Genomic DNA, 16,484 nt, shown 5'->3' on the forward strand with positions numbered 1-16,484 from the left:
ATGGGAAGGCCCATGTAAGCATGGATCAAAGGATTCCATGCCATGAATGCCATTGCACCATCGTCTGCACTTCTCCCGTCACTCATCATCCCCGTCGAGGGCATGACCTGCGCCTCCTGCGTCAAGCGGGTGGAAAAGACCGCGGCCAAGGTGGCGGGCGTGACCTCCAGCGCGGTGAATTTTGCCACCGAAAGCCTGACCGTGGAGACTGGTGCGGGCTTTTCGGCAAAGGTTCTGGCCGAGGCCATCCGCAAGGCCGGCTATGAGCCGAAATCCGAGCGGCTGGATCTGGTGCTGGATAGACTGCCGGATGCCGGTGCGGCGGACAGGCTCATGCAGGGGCTTCAGGCGCTGCCCGGCGTGGTGGCGGTCGATCTGGTGGCAGGCCGGACCAGTTTTAGCGTCGATACCTTTGGCCGCGAGGCAAAGCGCGCCGTGATCGCAGCACTTGCGGGGCAAGGTTTTGCGCTTGCCCGGCCGAAGGCCGCCGAGCAAGGCAAAGGTGAGGCGGCGCATCATGGTCATGCGGGCCATGATCACCATGCCGAGGATGCCGCAATCCTGAAGCGCGATCTGGCGATTGCTGCCATCCTGACCCTGCCGCTATTTGTGCTGGAAATGGGCGGCCATCTCTACCCGCCCTTCCACCACTGGCTTTTGGGCGCGGTGGACAGCGAGGTGCTCTATTACGTCTATTTTGCGCTCGCCACTCTGGTGATCTTCGGCCCCGGCTGGCGCTTCCTCAAGGCCGGCATTCCGGCACTTTTGAAAGGCGCACCGGAGATGAATTCGCTGGTGGCGCTGGGCGTTCTGGCCGCCTATGGCTATTCGCTGGTCACCACATTTGCGCCGGGTCTTCTGCCGGCCGCTTCGCGCTTCGTCTATTACGAGGCCGCAACCGTCATCATCACGCTCATTCTTCTCGGACGGCTCATGGAGGCGCGCGCCCGTGGCCGCACCGGCGCTGCGATCAAAAGGCTGCTGGATCTGCGGGTAAAGACTGCGCGGGTGGAGCGAGACGGCGAGACACTCGATATTCCAACCGACGAGGTTCAACCCGGCGATGTGCTGATCGTGCGTCCCGGCGAACGCATTGCCGTGGATGGCACGCTGATCGACGGCACCTCGAATGTGGATGAATCGATGATGTCCGGCGAGCCGCTGCCGGTGGCAAAATCCGCCGGTGCAGGCGTTATCGGCGGCACGATCAATGGCACGGGCAGTTTCCGGTTTCGCGCCGAAAAGGTGGGCGCCGATACGATGCTGGCGCAGATCATCCGTCTGGTGGAAGAGGCGCAAGGGGCAAAACTGCCGATCCAGGCCATGGTGGACCGCGTGACCGGCTGGTTCGTGCCAGCGGTGATGGGTCTGGCCGTGCTGACCTTTCTCGTCTGGTGGCTTATGGGGCCACAACCGGTTCTGCCGCATGCACTGGTGGCGGCGGTGGCGGTGCTGATCATTGCCTGCCCCTGCGCCATGGGGCTTGCAACGCCCACGTCGATCATGGTCGGCACCGGCCGCGCCGCAGAACTTGGCGTGCTGTTTCGCAAGGGCGATGCGCTGCAGGTGCTGCAGGGCGTCACACTCGTGGTGCTCGACAAGACCGGCACGGTAACCAAGGGTCACCCGGAACTGACCGATGTTGTGGTCTGCGACGGCTTTGAGGAAAACGCCGTCCTGTCTCTGGTTGGGGCCGTCGAGGCGCGCTCGGAACATCCGGTGGGCCAGGCGATCCTGGCCTCGGTCACGGCCCGCGGATTGGACATGGACGAGGCGAGTGATGTGCAAGCCCGCGCCGGCTATGGCATAGAGGCCGTGGTGGGTGGCAAGCGGGTGGCCGTCGGTGCCGACCGGTTCATGACAGCGCTCGGGCTTTCGGTTGATCTGTTTGCCGATCAGGCGGCAAGGCTCGGCGATGAGGGCAAGACGCCGCTTTATGCGGCCATCGACGGCAGGCTTGCCGCCATTCTGGCGGTGGCCGATCCGGTCAAGCCGACAAGCCGGGAGGCCATATCCCGGCTGAAGGCGATGGGCATCACGGTTGCCATGGTGACCGGCGACAATGTCCGCACGGCGCGCGCAGTGGCCACTGAGGTTGGCATCGACAAGGTTGTGGCCGAGGTTCTGCCGGCCGGCAAGGTGGAAGCGCTGCGGCAGTTGAAGACTGACAAGGGCGCGCTCGCCTTTATCGGCGACGGCATCAATGATGCGCCGGCGCTTTCGGCGGCCGATATCGGCATCGCCATCGGCACCGGCACGGATGTGGCGATCGAAAGCGCCGATGTGGTTTTGTCCTCCGGCGATTTGAACGCCGCCGTCGATGCGATCGCCGTCAGCCGTGCGACGATGCGCAACATAAGCCAGAACCTGTTCTGGGCCTTCGGCTATAATGCAGCACTTATTCCGCTGGCCGCCGGTGCGCTCTATCCGGCCTTTGGCATACAATTGTCGCCAATGATCGGCGCCGGCGCCATGGCTCTGTCGAGCGTTTTCGTGCTCACCAATGCGCTGAGGCTGAAGCGCGTGGACCTGAAAGGCGGTGGTGCATGAATATCGGTGAGGCGTCGAAAGCCTCCGGCGTTTCGGCCAAGATGATCCGCTATTACGAGGAAATCCGGCTGATCCGGCCAAAGGCGCGCAGCGACAACAATTACCGGATCTATGGCGAGGACGAGGTGCATGGGCTGCGCTTCATCAAGCGCGAAAGGTCGCTGGGCTTTTCGCTGGAAGAGACCGAGCGACTTTTAGCACTGTGGCAGGACAAGGAGCGCGAAAGCGGCGCGGTGAAACAGGTGGCGCTCAGCCATATTGCCGATCTCGAGCGGCGCATCGCAGAAATGTCGGCCATGGTGAAGACGCTGAAACATCTGGCGCATTGCTGCGGTGGCGACAAAAGGCCCGATTGCCCGATCCTTGAGGATCTGGCAGGGCAGGGCGATGCAGCGGACGAAGACTGCAAACCAAGGAGACGATGATGACCACCACATTCCAAGTCAGCGACATGACCTGCGGCCATTGCGAAAAGGCGGTGAAGGCAGCGCTTGCCGAAGCGCTTCCGGGCATTCCCGTGGCCGTTGATCTGGCAGGGCACCGGGTGACGCTGGAGGGTGGCGATGCCGCGACCGCCGAAGAGGCGATCCGCGAGGCAGGGTATACGCCGGAGCGGCTGGGCCTCGCCTAACAGTCTGCCCATCAATTGCCTCTGACCGGCTGCAAATGGCACTGTCTGCGCTTGCGGCCATGATCGGTCGGGCGGTGGCCTTTTGTTGAAGGCCCTCTCTGGCCTGCCGGGCTACCGGGGTTGAGCCACGGGTCTCAACCCGTCCTTCGGACCCCCACATGGGGGGAGAAGACAAGCGGAACTGTCCCGCATAGTCAGAATGCCGACGATGCGGCGAGTTAAGTCCCTCCCCCTTGTGGGGAGGGGTTGGGGAGGGGACTTTGCCTCATACCCGGTTCCCAGCCGTCAGGCGGGGAGAGCTTCGCGACCCACGGGACGCGAACAATCAGAACTTGACGGCGAGGCCGACATTGACGACGTGCTGGTCGAAATCGGTGTTGATGCCGGCGAGGTTCTTGTCGCTGAAATCGTTGTAGCGATATTCCAGACGGCCGAACATATTGTCGGTGAAGGCGTAATCGATGCCGGCGCCGACGGTCCAGCCGTTGAAGGTTTCGCTTTCATCGACGCCCGGACCCTTGACGAAGCCATTGGCTGCCGTCCAGCCGCCTGCGGCATAGATCAGGGTGCGATCCATGGCATAACCGATGCGACCGCGAGCCGAGCCGGAGAATTTGGTGCCGGCATTGAAGCCGCCAGCATAATCATTGTCGTTCCAGTCGTAATTCACATCGCCTTCAAGGCCGACGAGGAAGCCCGACGACATCTGCCAGTTATAGCCGACAAAGGCACCGAGACGACCGCCATCGAAATTATCGCTGGCCGAACCCGTGGCCGACTGGAAGTCGCCGTCTGCCCAACCATAGCCGCCGAGAATACCGATATAGGCGCCGGTCCAGGTGAAGGCAGGCGCCATTTCTTCAACGGCAACCGGAGCCTGGGGGATCTGTTCGACGGCATCGGCAGCCAGAGCCGCAGACGAACCGGCAAAGGCGACGGAGGCGGCGAGAAGAAGGATCTTGTTCATATCTGCATTCCCTGTGATGAAGTCTGGAATGGAGGTAGGGCGCAGCCATCATAAAGCTGTAGCTAAAATACAACAGAGTATCAGAAATGCTTGGATCGGGGTGCCCGTGCCGGGAAAATGCGCGGTATCATCGGCTTTTCCGCAGTGCTTGCGTATCCTCTGCCATACCCCATATGGAAAGCAGACAGGCTTTCCGATAGACTGAAAGTGGCTGGCAGAAAAGGAGAGACCCCTTGTTTCCATTCGATAATTCCTATGCCCGCCTGCCGGAGAGCTTTCATGCCTCGGTCTATCCCGAACCGGTGGAAGGCCCGGTGCTGATTGCCTTCAATGCGCAGCTTGCCCAACATCTCGGCCTGGACCTGGACGCTTCAGATGCCGGGCGATTGGCGGCGATTTTTTCCGGAAATGTACTGCCGCCGGGTGCCGAGCCGCTCGCCATGGCCTATGCCGGCCACCAGTTCGGCAATTTCGTGCCGCGCCTGGGCGATGGCCGGGCGATCCTTCTGGGCGAAGTGGTGGATGCGGGGGGCAAGCGTTGCGACATCCAGCTGAAGGGGGCGGGCCCGACGCCGTTTTCCCGCCGTGGCGATGGGCGGGCAGCGCTGGGGCCGGTGCTGCGCGAATATATCCTGTCTGAAGCCATGGCAGCGCTTGGTATTCCCGCCACGCGGGCGCTTGCGGCCGTGGCCAGCGGCGAGCGCGTGCAGCGCGAACGCATGCTGCCCGGCGCCGTGTTTACCCGTGTGGCGGCAAGCCATGTGCGCATCGGCACGTTCCAGTTCTTTGCGGCGCGCAGCGATACGGATGCGCTGAAAACCCTGGTGGACTATGTGATTGACCGGCATTATCCGGACCTGAAAGCTGAGGAAAAGCCGGCGCTTGCGCTGTTGCAGCGGGTGGCGGAGCGCCAGGCGGAGCTGGTGGCGCGCTGGCTTGGCATCGGTTTCATCCATGGGGTGATGAATACCGACAATATGACGCTGTCCGGCGAGACCATTGATTTTGGCCCTTGCGCCTTTCTCGACGAATACGAGCCGATGAAGGTGTTTTCCTCCATCGACCAGCAGGGACGCTATGCCTATCGCAACCAGCCGGGCATTGCCCAGTGGAACATTGCGCGGCTGGCCGAATGCCTGCTGCCGCTGATCGATGCGGATGAGGAACAGGCGGTAACGGCGGCCAATGCCGTGCTGCAAAGTTTTGGTGCCCATTTCCAGGCCGCCTGGCTTGGCGTGTTTCGCGGCAAACTCGGGCTTGCCACGCAAGAGGATGGCGATGACGAACTCGTGCAGGCGCTGCTCTCCGCCATGCAGGATGGGCGCGCCGATTTTACGCTGACCTTCCGCCGGCTGACCGATCTGGCGCAAGCCGATGCGGCAGGCGGCGATGCGAGGCTCCAGGCGGAAGCGGTATTTCTCGAAGGCTTCATGCCCTGGGAAAAGGCCGAGGCCTGGCTTGCCACCTGGCGCAATCGTCTGTCGCGCGAGCCGGATGCGCCTGCAAGCATCGCGCTGATGCGGCGCGCCAACCCGGCAATCATTCCCCGCAATCATAGGGTGGAAGAACTGATTGCCGCGGCTCTCGCCGGCGATCTGTCGCCCTTCCACCGCATGCTTGCCGCCGTCAGCGATCCATACGCGGATCATGCTGAGTTTGATGCCTATCGCGAGGCGCCGAAGGATGAGGAGCGCGTGCTGCGGACATTCTGCGGCACGTGAAGGTAGAAAGATCATCGCTGATGCACTTGAATGCGAAACGGGCATGACGCATTCTGCCGCAACATTTTGCAGCCGGTGCGCGCTTGAAATAGTGCGCTTTGTGCACTATTTTGGCGATCAACATGCCGGTCATCATGCGTCTGGGATCGATCAGGATCATGATTTTCGCGGATGATCACAATCCGCCGCATTTCCATGTCTCGACACCGGACCATGATGCCTTGATGCGGATTGATGACCTGAGCATTCTGCAGGGCCAGATTACCGCAAGGACCCTGCAACAGGTTCGGCAATGGGCGCAGATGGACGGCAATCGCCAGCATCTGGAAGAGGAATGGAGGCGCCTGAATGAGCGATGATCTGATCTCGGTGGGCGCACCGCTGCCGCGTATCGGTAAAGCAGAGGCGCTGGAGGGGCGGCTGGTGCGGGTGACCTGGACGACAGGCCGGCAAGAGGTCGTCGATCTGGCACCGGCTCTCTTCAGCCGACGCGTTTTCATTCCCTTGCGCGAGGATGATAGTCTGTTCCGCGCGCTGCAGGTGGACGAGTGGGGAACCGCGCTGGAATGGCCGGGCGGTATTGATTTTTCGGCGCTGTGGCTGAGCAAATTGCCGGCCATCGAATTTGGCAATGACGATTTCCGCCATGCCATGGACGAATTGGGCATGACGCTGGAGGGCATGGCGGCGGCACTGGATATTTCCCGCCGACAGGTGGCGGATTATCGAAAAGCCAAGGCGATCCCGCGCTCCGTGGCCTTTGCAACGCGTTATCTCATCGGTATCCGCCGACAACGCGCCGGCTGATATCTGATGCAGTCTTCACGGGTTCTAGGGTCACGCCCGCAGCAAACCGGCCAGAAAAATCGCGACGATAGGAAAATAGTCCTTGACGGCGTCACGGTGATTTGATAGGTTTTAGTCACAGTCGAAGAATTGTATCCGGCAAAGACAAGAGCCGGCGACACGACATTGAAATGAATGACAGCAAGGTCCGGGCTCAGGCGAGCGGCGGGCCTTTTTTCGTGCCCGGCATTCGGTTGGCATTCGGCATTTGGCTTCCAGTTTTCGTGCAGCGCTTCAGGAGAAAGACAATGGACAGGCTCGATGGGATCGATCTTTCGTTGTTTTCCACCTTTGATGCCGAGGAGTGTGGGCCGGTGGCGCTGCAAGCGGCGCGGCTGGATGCGGACGTGGTGGCGGATGCGCGGCGGGTGCTGCTGGAGCTGAAAAGTGCCGATGCAGCCGCCGGTGCCGAGGAATTGCGCCTGTTGCTGAGTGAGATGACGCGCGAAATGCGCGACCAGTTTTCAGCCTTCCGCGCCTTGCGGGCGCAGGCCGAGGAACAGGGCATGCATGGCGACGAGGCAGCGCAAAAACTGGCACGCGCTGACCTGAAGGCGGCAACCGATGCCATGAGCCTGATCGTGCGCACGCTGGAAAAGATTGACAGCCTGCAACGGCAGCTGGCCCGCGACCGGGCCGAAGAGGCCGAGCGGCAAGGGGATGAGGGCGGTTTCGAGGAGGCTTTGCGCGATGTTCAGGCGCTTATCGAGGCACGCGCCAAAGAGCTTCTGGCAACCTGGCTGCAGCACAAGCACGCTGGAACGGGTGAACCCGGTGGTGCGCTTGGGACAGGACCACCCGGATCTGCTGGGGCTGATGGCGGCAATCCATGAGATTTCGGCTGAGCATGAGGGCGGTATGAGAGGTGTTGAGGCTGCTCGGCACGATATCAGGGCGGCCGTCGATGCGGGCCTGCCCATGCTGGCCGGCACGGGCCCGGCTCCAGCTCTGCCACCAGTGGCTCCTTGCGAAAAAGGCCGGCCGGTGGAGGCCGTCGTGGTGCAGCAGATAGCAGGCGGCATGGCGCTTCCGGCCTCGGTTCTCGCCCATGCGTATCGGGTTCGCCGCACCTGGGAGTTTGCCGGACGCGCCGAGCAGAGACCGCCGAAAGGCGACTGGCGCAACTGGCTGTTGATGGGCGGTCGCGGCTCCGGCAAGACACGCGCCGGCGCCGAATGGGTGCAGGCGCTGGCGACCGGGCCACAGGCCAGGGGCTTGCGGATTGCGCTGGTGGCCGAAACGCTGGGCGATGCCCGCGAGGTGATGATCGACGGCGTATCGGGCATTTGCCGGATTGCCGGGTCCAAGGCGCCGGATTTCGAGATTACACGGCGAAGGCTCGTATGGCCCTCCGGGGCGGTGGCGCAGATCTTTTCCTCCGAAGACCCGGAAAGCCTGCGCGGGCCGCAGTTTCACTTTGCCTGGTGCGATGAACTGGCCAAATGGAAACATGCCGAAGAGACTTTCGACATGCTGCAATTTGCGCTCAGGCTGGGCGAAGATCCGCGCCAGCTGGTGACGACGACGCCGCGCCCGGTGCCGATCCTCAAACGGCTGATGGCCGATCCGGGCACCCGGCTGGTGAAAATGTCGACGCGCGACAATGCCGGCAATATGGCGCCGGGCTTTATCGCGGCACTCGAAAGCCGTTATGGCGGAACGCGGCTCGGGCGCCAGGAACTCGATGGCGAGTTGATCGACGACCGCGAGGACGGCTTGTGGAAGCGCGCCGATCTGGAGGCGCTGACCATTCGCTTTACCGGCGCGCTGCGGCGCGTGGTGGTGGCGGTCGATCCGCCCTCCGGCATGGGGTCCGGCTCCTGCTGCGGCATTGTCGTGGCCGGGGTGGAGGCGAGCGGCCGCGCCGTGGTGCTGGCCGATTGTTCCGTCGAGGGCCTGAGCCCGGCAGGCTGGGCGCTTGCCGTCGTCAAGGCCTATCACCGCTTTGCCGCCGACCGGGTGGTGGCGGAGGTGAACCAGGGCGGCGAAATGGTGGCGGCCATGCTGAAAAGCGTCGATGAAAGCCTGCCGCTTGCCCAGGTGCGTGCCACGCGCGGCAAATTTCTGCGCGCCGAGCCGGTGGCAGCCCTCTACGAGCAGGGACGCGTGGCGCATGCCGGGCGCTTTGCGGCGCTGGAAGACCAGATGTGTGATTTCGGCCCGGACGGGCTATCGTCTGGCCGGTCTCCCGACCGTCTCGATGCGCTGGTCTGGGCGCTGACGGCGCTGATGCTGGAAGGGCATGGGGAGCCGCGCGTGCGGGGATTGTGATGGCGGTGGAATTTACGCTGGCGGGCTGCAAATGGCACTGTCTGCGCTTCCGGTGCTTACGTATCAAACATACGCTGCGCTCCGGGTCTCGACATCATCATTTTAGCCACGTCATCGACAATTCTTGAGAGGTCTCATGCGGACGTCCGCTTGGAGGGCGGTATAATTTGCCCCTCACCCTGGCCCTCTCCCCGTCAAGAACGGGGAGAGGGGACGCAAGAGCCGCAAGGGTTCTGCTATCCCTCGCCCCGCCTGCGGGGAGAGGGTCGCCAAGCGAAGTGGAGGCGGGGTGAGGGGCAATAGGGCCCTTGCCCGCCGCGCAAGATTGATGGCGATAAAGGCACCGCACGAAGCGGCAAACGCGATTCAGCGTGCCGGAGCCGGCTGCGGAGCGCTGTCGCGCATCTGCTTCCATTCGGATTCGAGGCGCTCGACAAGATGCAACGGAATCTGCGGCTTTGCGGTTTTGGAGGTCTGGGACACGGTGGCAGGTTGCGACATCATCATGATCTCCTGACGTTGACTGATCGGACGCTTAAACGGCGCTCTGACCCTGTTGGTTCCATATCGTTAGCAGAAAGTAAAGCACCTGCTAAACGACTAAACCGATTAGTATATTTCAAATCGATTGAAAGATTTGCATGAAGCCCTCCGCAACCTGTGTGCGGCGGTCAAACCATGTTTGCAGGCACAGCGGGCGGGTGGTTCGGGCAAGGGAGCAGCCGATGGCAGAGGGTGAGACAGACTGGATCCGGCGGGTCAGCGTAGCACTGTATGGCGGGCGCATGAGCGCTTCGGCAGGTGAGGGCCATAGGGCCGTGTTGCATGCCTGGCAGGCGACAGTGGCGCGCGGTGACCACCGGTTTTTAAGCTATATCCTGGCGACCGCTTTTCACGAGACGGGCGGGAAGATGCAGCCGGTGGCGGAAAACCTCAATTATAGCGAGGCCGGCCTGCTGCGCAGCTTTGCCCGGTATTTCAGCCCGGCAGAGGCCAAGGCCTATGCCCGCCAGCCGGAGAGGATTGCCAACCGCGCCTATGGCGGACGCATGGGCAATGGAAGGGAAGACAGCGGCGATGGCTGGCGCTATCGCGGCCGGGACCTGGTGCAGATCACCGGGCGTGACAATTACCGGCGCTTTGGCATCGAGGATTGCCCGGAACGTGCGCTGGAGCCGCAACGCGCCGTATCTATCCTGATCGAGGGCATGCTGACCGGCACCTTTACCGGCAGGCGGCTTGCGGATTTTTTCGATGAGAAACGCAGCGACTGGAAGGGTGCGCGCGCCGTGATCAATGGCCGGGACCGGGCAGAGGATATTGCCCGCTATGGGCGCAGCTATCTGCAGGCGCTGACCGGCGCCTGAGCCTGTTTCACCCTTTCAAAGAACGAGGATGTGATGAAAACACCGTTTCGTCTGCCCTGGCGCCGTGCAGATCCGGCACGACAGCCGCCAAGCCCGACCGCGCCCGTTCTAGCCGCCGAGCAGAAGGCGACGGTTGGCATGGGGTCCGGTTTCGCGTTTCTGTCGGGCGAGGGCGGGGTGCACTGGTCCGGCCGCTCCTATGGTGCGCTGTCACGCGCCGGCTTCATGGGCAATCCGGTCGTCTACCGGGCGCTGCGCATGGTTGCGGAGGCGGCAGCCTCGGTGCCCTGGCTCGCCTATCTTGGACTCCGCGAAGTGGCAGGCCATCCCGCTCTTCTGCTGTTACAACGACCCAACCCGCGCCAGAGCGGCCCGGATTTTCTCGAAGCGCTGTTTGGTCAGCTGATGCTGTCCGGCAATGCCTATGTGGAGGCGCTGGAGATTGGCGGGGCGCTGCGCGAACTGCATCTGCTGCGGCCCGATCGGGTCAGCGTGGTGGCCGGCGCCGATGGTTGGCCGCTGGCCTATGATTACCAGGTGGGTAGCGTGCGCCGGCGCATTGCAGCCACAGGCGAGGCCAGCCGCGACGGGGCAGGCGGCGGGCAGGGGGGCGATGCTGCGCAGCTTTTGCATCTGAAGCTGTTTCATCCGCTCGACGATCATTGCGGTTTTTCGCCGCTATCGGCCGCGGGAGCAGCGCTTGACCTGCACAATGCCGCTGCCCGCTGGAACAAGGCGCTTCTTGATAATTCGGCGCGGCCCTCCGGCGCGCTTGTCTACCAGCCGAAGGAGGGCGGCAATCTTTCCGCCGACCAGTATGAGCGGCTGCGCGCCGAGCTGGAACAGGGCTATGCCGGTGCCGTGAATGCCGGGAGACCTCTGCTTCTGGAAGGCGGGCTGGACTGGAAGGCCATGGGGCTTTCGCCCAAGGACATGGATTTCATCGAGGCGAAGAATGCCGCTGCCCGCGATATCGCCTTGTCGCTCGGCGTGCCGCCTATGCTGATCGGCATTCCCGGCGATACGACCTATGCCAATTATCAGGAGGCCAACCGCGCCTTTTATCGCCTCACGGTGGTGCCGCTCCTGACGCGCACGGCGGCAAGCTTTTCCGCCTGGCTTTCCGACCATTTCGACGAGGGGCTGCGGTTGGAACCGGATCTTGACCGCGTGCCGGGGCTTGCGGCCGAGCGCGATGCGCTCTGGGCCCGAGTGGGGGCGGCGGCGTTTCTGAGCGATGACGAAAAGCGCGAGGCAGTGGGCTATTAGTGTGATTGGACGGGCGGTCGGCAAGCGCGTATGCTCTTGTAATACACGGTAAGACAAGAGGAGCCCGACCGCATGGCAGACGCATCCGACAGACGAGCCCTTTCCGACCCCATCACCCTGCGCATTCCGCAAGACATTCTGGCCGAGGTGGAGCAGATCGCCAAGGCGACCGAGCGTAGCCGCAGCTGGGTGATCGTGCGGGCACTGAAATACTATCTGATGGCCGAGGGTAACGACATCCTGCAGATCCTGAAAGGGGAGGAGCAGGTGCGCAATGGCGAGTTTGTCGAGGCCGAGGATCTGTTTGCGGACCTTCTGGGCGATGCCCGACCTGATGCTGCCTGATGCGCGTTGTTCTGTCGAAGAACGCCGCTGATTATTTGCGACGGGAACGCGACTATCTTGAACAGGTCAATCCTCGTGCCGCCCGGCGCGTGATGGAGCATTTCAAGACTGCATTCCAGCTGCTGGCCCGCCACCCGCAGGCCGGAGCGCCGTTACCGCTTGACGGGCGTCGTCGCTATGTCTGCGGCGCCTATGTGATCGACTATTCGCTGGAAAACTTGCGCTTGGTGGTTTCGCATATCCGACATGGCCAACAGGCCGATCCCGACCTGGCACTGGATGATGACGGGTTGTGATCGGCGGTGGGGTACGAGCCGCCCTGTCAGCTTGCGTTGAAGGACCAGCGGAGCCGGGCCAGCCGGGTCAACACAAGAGTGAGGCCGGCGCGCACCTGGCGGATGGTCTTGCGGCGTTTCTCATGCAGGGCAAAGCCGATCTGGCTGAGCAGGGCATCGAGCTTGTCATCGCAGGATTCGGTGCCCGGACGCACATAGATCAGATACCAGAGGCCGCTGGCGAGCATGGCCATGAGGCCGGCGGCAATCAGCACATCCGACAGGAAATGGGCGCCGAAGACCATGCGGTTAAGCCCGGTGGCCGCGGCAAACAGCGAGAGCAGGACGAAGACGCAGCGGCGCCAGACCGGTGGCACGAAGAGGGCAAGCGGGATGAGACAGACGACCACCGCCACTTCGCCGGAGACGAAGGACCGTGCGTCAAACGTTTCACCGCCGAATTGCCAGGGCGTCATGAAATGCTTCTCGCCGCCGAATTCCAGGATCTGGCGGGGGCGGGGACGATCCCAGAAGGGTTTGAGGATGAGGTTGACGATAAGGCCCGGTCCCAGCAGGAAGAGACTGGCGAAATAGACCGTGAAGCGCGGATTGAACAGGCAGGGCCGCGTGGGGTAGATGAGTTTCAGCGCTAGCCCGACCAGCATGGCGATGGAGAGTGTCAGCGGAAAATACTGGCCGATGGCACGAAATGTCTGCAGCACTGTCACATGGCTTGCCGGAAAACCCTGGCCTTCGACATAGAACAGGCGGCTTACACCAAGATCGATCTGCGGAAATGCCGAGAAGATCATCGAGATCGAGGCGGTGACGAAAGCCGATACGAGGATCGGTTTTTCCTGCAGCGTGCCGCGATGCGCCTGCCCGGAAGACGTGACATAGACCATGGATCGTTCCCCAACATACCCGACCCGCACATAATACAAACTTCATGTAGGGCGTATGACGCAGGCAGTTCATACAAAGGATGACGTGCGGGCGATGGCCGGCAAATAGCCCGGCTGCGCTGGTTTCTCAGCCAGGGCCAAGGGGTTGAGCGCGGGTGTTCCGGCGAAAGGGCAGGGGCGGCCTGACGCTCATCCGACGCTTCAAACGCTTCACCTGCCACATGAAGAGCCGCAACCGCCCTGTGAGGGGTGACGCGCAAGCGATTCGAAAGCTTGAAGGATTTGGTGGCGCGGCAGAAGCCGGCGGTCCTCACGTGGCACGTGAAGACGGCGCCGATAAAGATGATCATCGCTCAGAAAGGTAAATAAATGGCTGAGCTTGGCCATGATGGCGGCCTGATGGCTGCAAAACTGGCGGGTGCCGCTGCCGGCGCCTGGGTGTCGCTCGTCTATCTCGTGCCCAAAAGCGGGCGCGAGGCGGCCAGCCGTTTCCTGACCGGGTTGTCCTGCGGGGTGATGTTCGGCGGACCGGTGGGGCTGTGGCTCGTGGAGCGCCTGGGGCTATCGGGCCAGCTGTCACCGGTGGAAACCATGCTGAGCGGGGCGGCGGTGGCAAGCCTGTGCGCCTGGTGGGTGCTCGGCGCGCTGGTGCGCATTGCTAACCGCTACGGGGCGAAATCCGATCCGCCGTGAACGCTCGGCGCGCTTCTGGCGCCTGAAACGCCGCACAGTCGCGGCACAGGATCACGATCATCTGAGGGAGAGTCTCATGCACGCTTACCGCGGGCCGCGCCCGAATGCGCGCAAATTTGCCAGTCTCGAGCTTTCGGGACTGGGCGGCGACGGAACATTCAGCGGCTATGCCAGCGTGTTTGGCGAGGTGGATCTTGGCCGCGACACGATCGAGCGCGGGGCGTTTCGCAACTCGCTGATGGAGCGCGGCGCACCCAGCGTGCGCATGCTCTACCAGCATGATCCGAACGAGCCGATCGGCAGCTGGACGGTGATCCGCGAGGATGCCCGCGGGCTTTACGTGGAGGGCGTGCTGTCTTCCGGCGTGGCGCGGGCCCGCGAAGTGCATGCGTTGATGAAGAGTGGCGCACTGGACGGGCTTTCCATCGGCTTTCGCACCGTCAAAGCCCGCACCGACGCCAAAACCGGGGTGCGGCGCATTCTGGAGGCCGATCTCTGGGAAATTTCCGTGGTGACCTTTCCGATGCTGCCATCGGCCAGGGTCTCCGATGTCAAGCATGCGCGGTTCTTCCGCGACCGCGAAACCGAACTCGTGCGCAGCATGCGGCGGGCGGCAAGACTGATGATGGCAACCAGTTTCAAAGGATGACGCAATGACACAGGCGACGACGATGGTGACGGCACCGGAAGTGAAGGCCGTGCCGGACACGGTGACGGCGGCCTTCGACGATTTCATGGAGGCTTTCGAGGCCTTCAAGGAGGTGAACGACCGAAGGCTCGGCGAAATCGAGCAGAAACTGACCGCCGATGTGGTGACGCGCGACAAGATGGACCGCGTCAACCGCGCCGTCGACGAGCAGAAGAAGCTGCTTGACCAGCTGGTGCTGAAGAAGCAGCGCCCGGCGCTGGGCGGGAGGGCAGAGATGAGCCTTGAGGCCAGCGAGCACAAGGCGGCTTTCGACGCCTATATGCGGCGCGGCGACGAAGGCTCGCTGCGCGATCTGCAGGCCAAGGCGTTTTCGGTGGGCACGCCGACCGATGGCGGCTATCTGGTGCCGGCCGAGACCGACAGCGCGATCGGCCGGCGTGTCTCGGTGGTTTCGCCGATGCGGGCACTGTCCACCGTGCGCACGGTCTCGGCCTCCGTTCTGAAGAAGCCGTTTGCCACCGCCGGCCTTTCGACCGGCTGGGTGGCCGAAACGGCGGCGCGCCCGCAGACCAATACGCCGGCGCTGGTGGAGCTTTCCTTCCCCACGATGGAACTCTATGCCATGCCGGCCGCCACCCAGGCGCTGCTGGATGATGCCGCCGTCGATATCGAGGACTGGATGTAGGGGGGTGTTACCTTTGTCACAGATCAAAGAGCGACGAAGTCTCAGATAAACTCATGTTTATCAATCACTTGCTGCAGAAATTGTCCCAGCGCAGCGCGGTTCAGAATGTAAATTATCCGCTGAAATCGCCGAACCATCGCGCAATCTTTGGCACAGTTTCGCGCATTCTTCCCGCATTGTTCTGCCATTCGCTCTGACAAGAACAACATTCTGAGAAGTCTAGATAATTTTTGGCCCAGACCAAATGAAACGGCGAATTGCCGTGTTGCGCAGACGTGCCGTGGTGCGGCCTGACCCGTTACCCCAGAAATGGAAACTGGGACGATTGATCCCAGTTCCGTCAAGCCCGTCCCACTTACCTGCTCTATCCGAAAATTTGGGGTTTCGTTGTTCCTGAGGGGATCAGCCTTCTCAAATAATGGGCACGCCACGATACAGGACCTGTCACGCGCGGCCAGCCGTCACAGTAAGCCGGTCTGTGAGGCCTCATTTAACGTAGCGGTGTATGGTTATAAAATTTCGCCCAATGATTTTAGCAATGAGCCAACCAACATAAAGGCAAGTTCGGTGGATACCCCGTCGCGCATATGGAACAGGCACTGGGATGCAACTAGAGATGCGCCGTGCGGCGCCCCTAAAATCAGTGCCTTTATGACTATGAAGCCGAACGTTTCCCGGTGCCAGGTTCGGCTGCAGCGCGCTCAAGCTTGCGTTTGAACTCCAATGTCAACATTGGCAATGCGGCGTCTAGCATTTCCTTGTCGCCCATATCCCGCACCACTTTTGCAAGTTCGTTATAGAGGTATGCGACCTCTCGGGCGATGCGCCGTTGTGGCGGTTTTTGGCCAACCTCGCCAAATATCGCGGATACACGGTCATGGAGCCGTTCCATCAGGTCGGGGTCGATCTGTAACGTTGCCATGTTTCCATGGCCGGGCGCGAACATGTCGCCTTTCCCGGTAGCAAGCCAATTGATGTTGATACCGAACCGCTCGTTATAGATTGCGAGTGTCATGGCATCGGGGGTCCGCTCTCCACGCTCGTAATACGCAAGCGTGTTTTTGCTGATGCCAAGTGAATCAGCAAATTCAGTCCGGTCGGGATCCCCCAAGGCCCGACGAACATCCCGAATTCGCCCGCCCAGTAGCGTTTTCGGCTCGCTTTCCGGCTTCGCCAATAACTCACCCATTAGACAACAATCGCGTATTTACAAATACGCGATTGTCCGACATCAGCGCCCTTGAGACAGATCGTGTTTAATTGAGAGGAGAGGATTTCTGGTTCATCGTAGCTCGATCAAAGGAAGCGAA

Annotated in this window: 18 protein-coding genes and 1 pseudogene; 15 read left to right on the forward strand and 4 right to left on the reverse strand. The window is 62.1% G+C overall.

Going from position 1 to position 16,484, the window contains the following annotated elements:
• Positions 1–42 precede the first annotated feature (42 nt).
• Genes E8M77_RS18385 through E8M77_RS18395 form a run of 3 tightly spaced genes read left to right on the forward strand, consistent with a single transcriptional unit; the run spans position 43 to position 3,181 of the window.
• Positions 43–2,550: a heavy metal translocating P-type ATPase gene (locus tag E8M77_RS18385; RefSeq protein WP_246659316.1), complete on the forward strand. Its 2,508-nt coding sequence runs from the start codon at positions 43–45 to the stop codon at positions 2,548–2,550.
• Positions 2,547–2,975: a Cu(I)-responsive transcriptional regulator gene (gene cueR / locus E8M77_RS18390; RefSeq protein WP_137132086.1), complete on the forward strand. Its 429-nt coding sequence runs from the start codon at positions 2,547–2,549 to the stop codon at positions 2,973–2,975. Before E8M77_RS18385 ends, cueR begins: the two co-directional genes overlap by 4 nt.
• Positions 2,975–3,181 carry a heavy-metal-associated domain-containing protein gene (locus tag E8M77_RS18395; protein WP_348639910.1) on the forward strand — a complete coding sequence of 69 codons (207 nt, stop codon included), beginning with the start codon at positions 2,975–2,977 and terminating at the stop codon, positions 3,179–3,181. Before cueR ends, E8M77_RS18395 begins: the two co-directional genes overlap by 1 nt.
• 325 nt (positions 3,182–3,506) lie before the next feature.
• Here the strand turns inward: E8M77_RS18395 and E8M77_RS18400 are convergent, their stop codons facing one another.
• Positions 3,507–4,148, reverse strand: coding sequence for an outer membrane protein (locus E8M77_RS18400; protein ID WP_137132088.1), 642 nt, complete (start codon positions 4,146–4,148; stop codon positions 3,507–3,509).
• A 233-nt stretch (positions 4,149–4,381) separates the two neighbouring features.
• Here E8M77_RS18400 and E8M77_RS18405 point away from each other — a divergent pair, with 233 nt between their 5' ends.
• The 5 genes from E8M77_RS18405 to E8M77_RS18425 all read left to right on the forward strand — a co-directional run bounded on the left by E8M77_RS18405 (position 4,382) and on the right by E8M77_RS18425 (position 8,986).
• On the forward strand, positions 4,382–5,869 hold the full coding sequence (locus tag E8M77_RS18405; RefSeq protein ID WP_137132089.1) for a protein adenylyltransferase SelO: 1,488 nt from the start codon (positions 4,382–4,384) through the stop codon (positions 5,867–5,869).
• Between the two features lie 122 nt (positions 5,870–5,991).
• A complete protein-coding gene (locus E8M77_RS18410; RefSeq protein ID WP_137132090.1) occupies positions 5,992–6,228 on the forward strand; it encodes a DUF4160 domain-containing protein in 237 nt (78 codons plus the stop codon).
• A complete protein-coding gene (locus tag E8M77_RS18415; protein WP_137132091.1) occupies positions 6,218–6,676 on the forward strand; it encodes a DUF2442 domain-containing protein in 459 nt (152 codons plus the stop codon). Before E8M77_RS18410 ends, E8M77_RS18415 begins: the two co-directional genes overlap by 11 nt.
• Before the next feature lie 287 nt (positions 6,677–6,963).
• Entirely contained in the window at positions 6,964–7,548 is a 585-nt protein-coding gene (locus tag E8M77_RS24295; protein WP_246659317.1) for a hypothetical protein, read from the forward strand.
• 187 nt (positions 7,549–7,735) lie between these two features.
• Positions 7,736–8,986, forward strand: coding sequence for a terminase family protein (locus E8M77_RS18425; protein WP_137132106.1), 1,251 nt, complete (start codon positions 7,736–7,738; stop codon positions 8,984–8,986).
• Between the two features lie 366 nt (positions 8,987–9,352).
• On the opposite strand, the gene E8M77_RS23945 is transcribed toward E8M77_RS18425, so the two are convergent.
• Positions 9,353–9,490, reverse strand: coding sequence for a hypothetical protein (locus E8M77_RS23945; protein WP_170975925.1), 138 nt, complete (start codon positions 9,488–9,490; stop codon positions 9,353–9,355).
• A gap of 221 nt (positions 9,491–9,711) precedes the next feature.
• On the opposite strand from E8M77_RS23945, the gene E8M77_RS18430 reads away from it, so the two are divergent.
• The 4 genes from E8M77_RS18430 to E8M77_RS18445 all read left to right on the forward strand — a co-directional run bounded on the left by E8M77_RS18430 (position 9,712) and on the right by E8M77_RS18445 (position 12,263).
• Positions 9,712–10,353 (forward strand): hypothetical protein, encoded by a 642-nt coding sequence (locus E8M77_RS18430; protein ID WP_137132092.1) that lies wholly within the window; start codon positions 9,712–9,714, stop codon positions 10,351–10,353.
• A 33-nt stretch (positions 10,354–10,386) separates the two neighbouring features.
• Positions 10,387–11,622 carry a phage portal protein gene (locus E8M77_RS18435; RefSeq protein ID WP_137132093.1) on the forward strand — a complete coding sequence of 412 codons (1,236 nt, stop codon included), beginning with the start codon at positions 10,387–10,389 and terminating at the stop codon, positions 11,620–11,622.
• Between the two features lie 72 nt (positions 11,623–11,694).
• Entirely contained in the window at positions 11,695–11,967 is a 273-nt protein-coding gene (locus tag E8M77_RS18440; protein ID WP_137132094.1) for a ribbon-helix-helix protein, CopG family, read from the forward strand.
• The gene (locus E8M77_RS18445; RefSeq protein ID WP_137132095.1) at positions 11,967–12,263 is read left to right on the forward strand and encodes a type II toxin-antitoxin system RelE/ParE family toxin; all 297 of its coding nucleotides are present in this window, start codon (positions 11,967–11,969) and stop codon (positions 12,261–12,263) included. The genes E8M77_RS18440 and E8M77_RS18445 overlap by 1 nt, the downstream gene beginning before the upstream one ends.
• Before the next feature lie 26 nt (positions 12,264–12,289).
• Here the strand turns inward: E8M77_RS18445 and E8M77_RS18450 are convergent, their stop codons facing one another.
• A complete protein-coding gene (locus tag E8M77_RS18450; RefSeq protein ID WP_137132096.1) occupies positions 12,290–13,147 on the reverse strand; it encodes a phosphatase PAP2 family protein in 858 nt (285 codons plus the stop codon).
• Positions 13,148–13,516: 369 nt separating this feature from the next.
• Between E8M77_RS18450 and E8M77_RS18455 the strand changes: the two genes are divergently transcribed.
• The 3 genes and pseudogenes from E8M77_RS18455 to E8M77_RS18465 form a co-directional block, all read left to right on the forward strand.
• Complete coding sequence (locus tag E8M77_RS18455) at positions 13,517–13,840, forward strand: DUF6107 family protein (RefSeq protein ID WP_137132097.1); 324 nt, start codon at positions 13,517–13,519, stop codon at positions 13,838–13,840.
• A gap of 76 nt (positions 13,841–13,916) precedes the next feature.
• Positions 13,917–14,489, forward strand: coding sequence for an HK97 family phage prohead protease (locus E8M77_RS18460; protein WP_137132098.1), 573 nt, complete (start codon positions 13,917–13,919; stop codon positions 14,487–14,489).
• Positions 14,490–14,493: 4 nt separating this feature from the next.
• Positions 14,494–15,171, forward strand: a pseudogene (locus tag E8M77_RS18465) (phage major capsid protein); the annotation flags it as partial.
• A gap of 658 nt (positions 15,172–15,829) precedes the next feature.
• Here the strand turns inward: E8M77_RS18465 and E8M77_RS18470 are convergent.
• Positions 15,830–16,363 carry a helix-turn-helix transcriptional regulator gene (locus E8M77_RS18470; RefSeq protein WP_137132100.1) on the reverse strand — a complete coding sequence of 178 codons (534 nt, stop codon included), beginning with the start codon at positions 16,361–16,363 and terminating at the stop codon, positions 15,830–15,832.
• Positions 16,364–16,484: the final 121 nt, after the last annotated feature.

Origin of the sequence: Rhizobium sp. FY34 (assembly GCF_005222845.1) — a bacterium.
In the GTDB taxonomy this organism is placed as follows: Bacteria; Pseudomonadota; Alphaproteobacteria; order Rhizobiales; family Rhizobiaceae; genus Neorhizobium.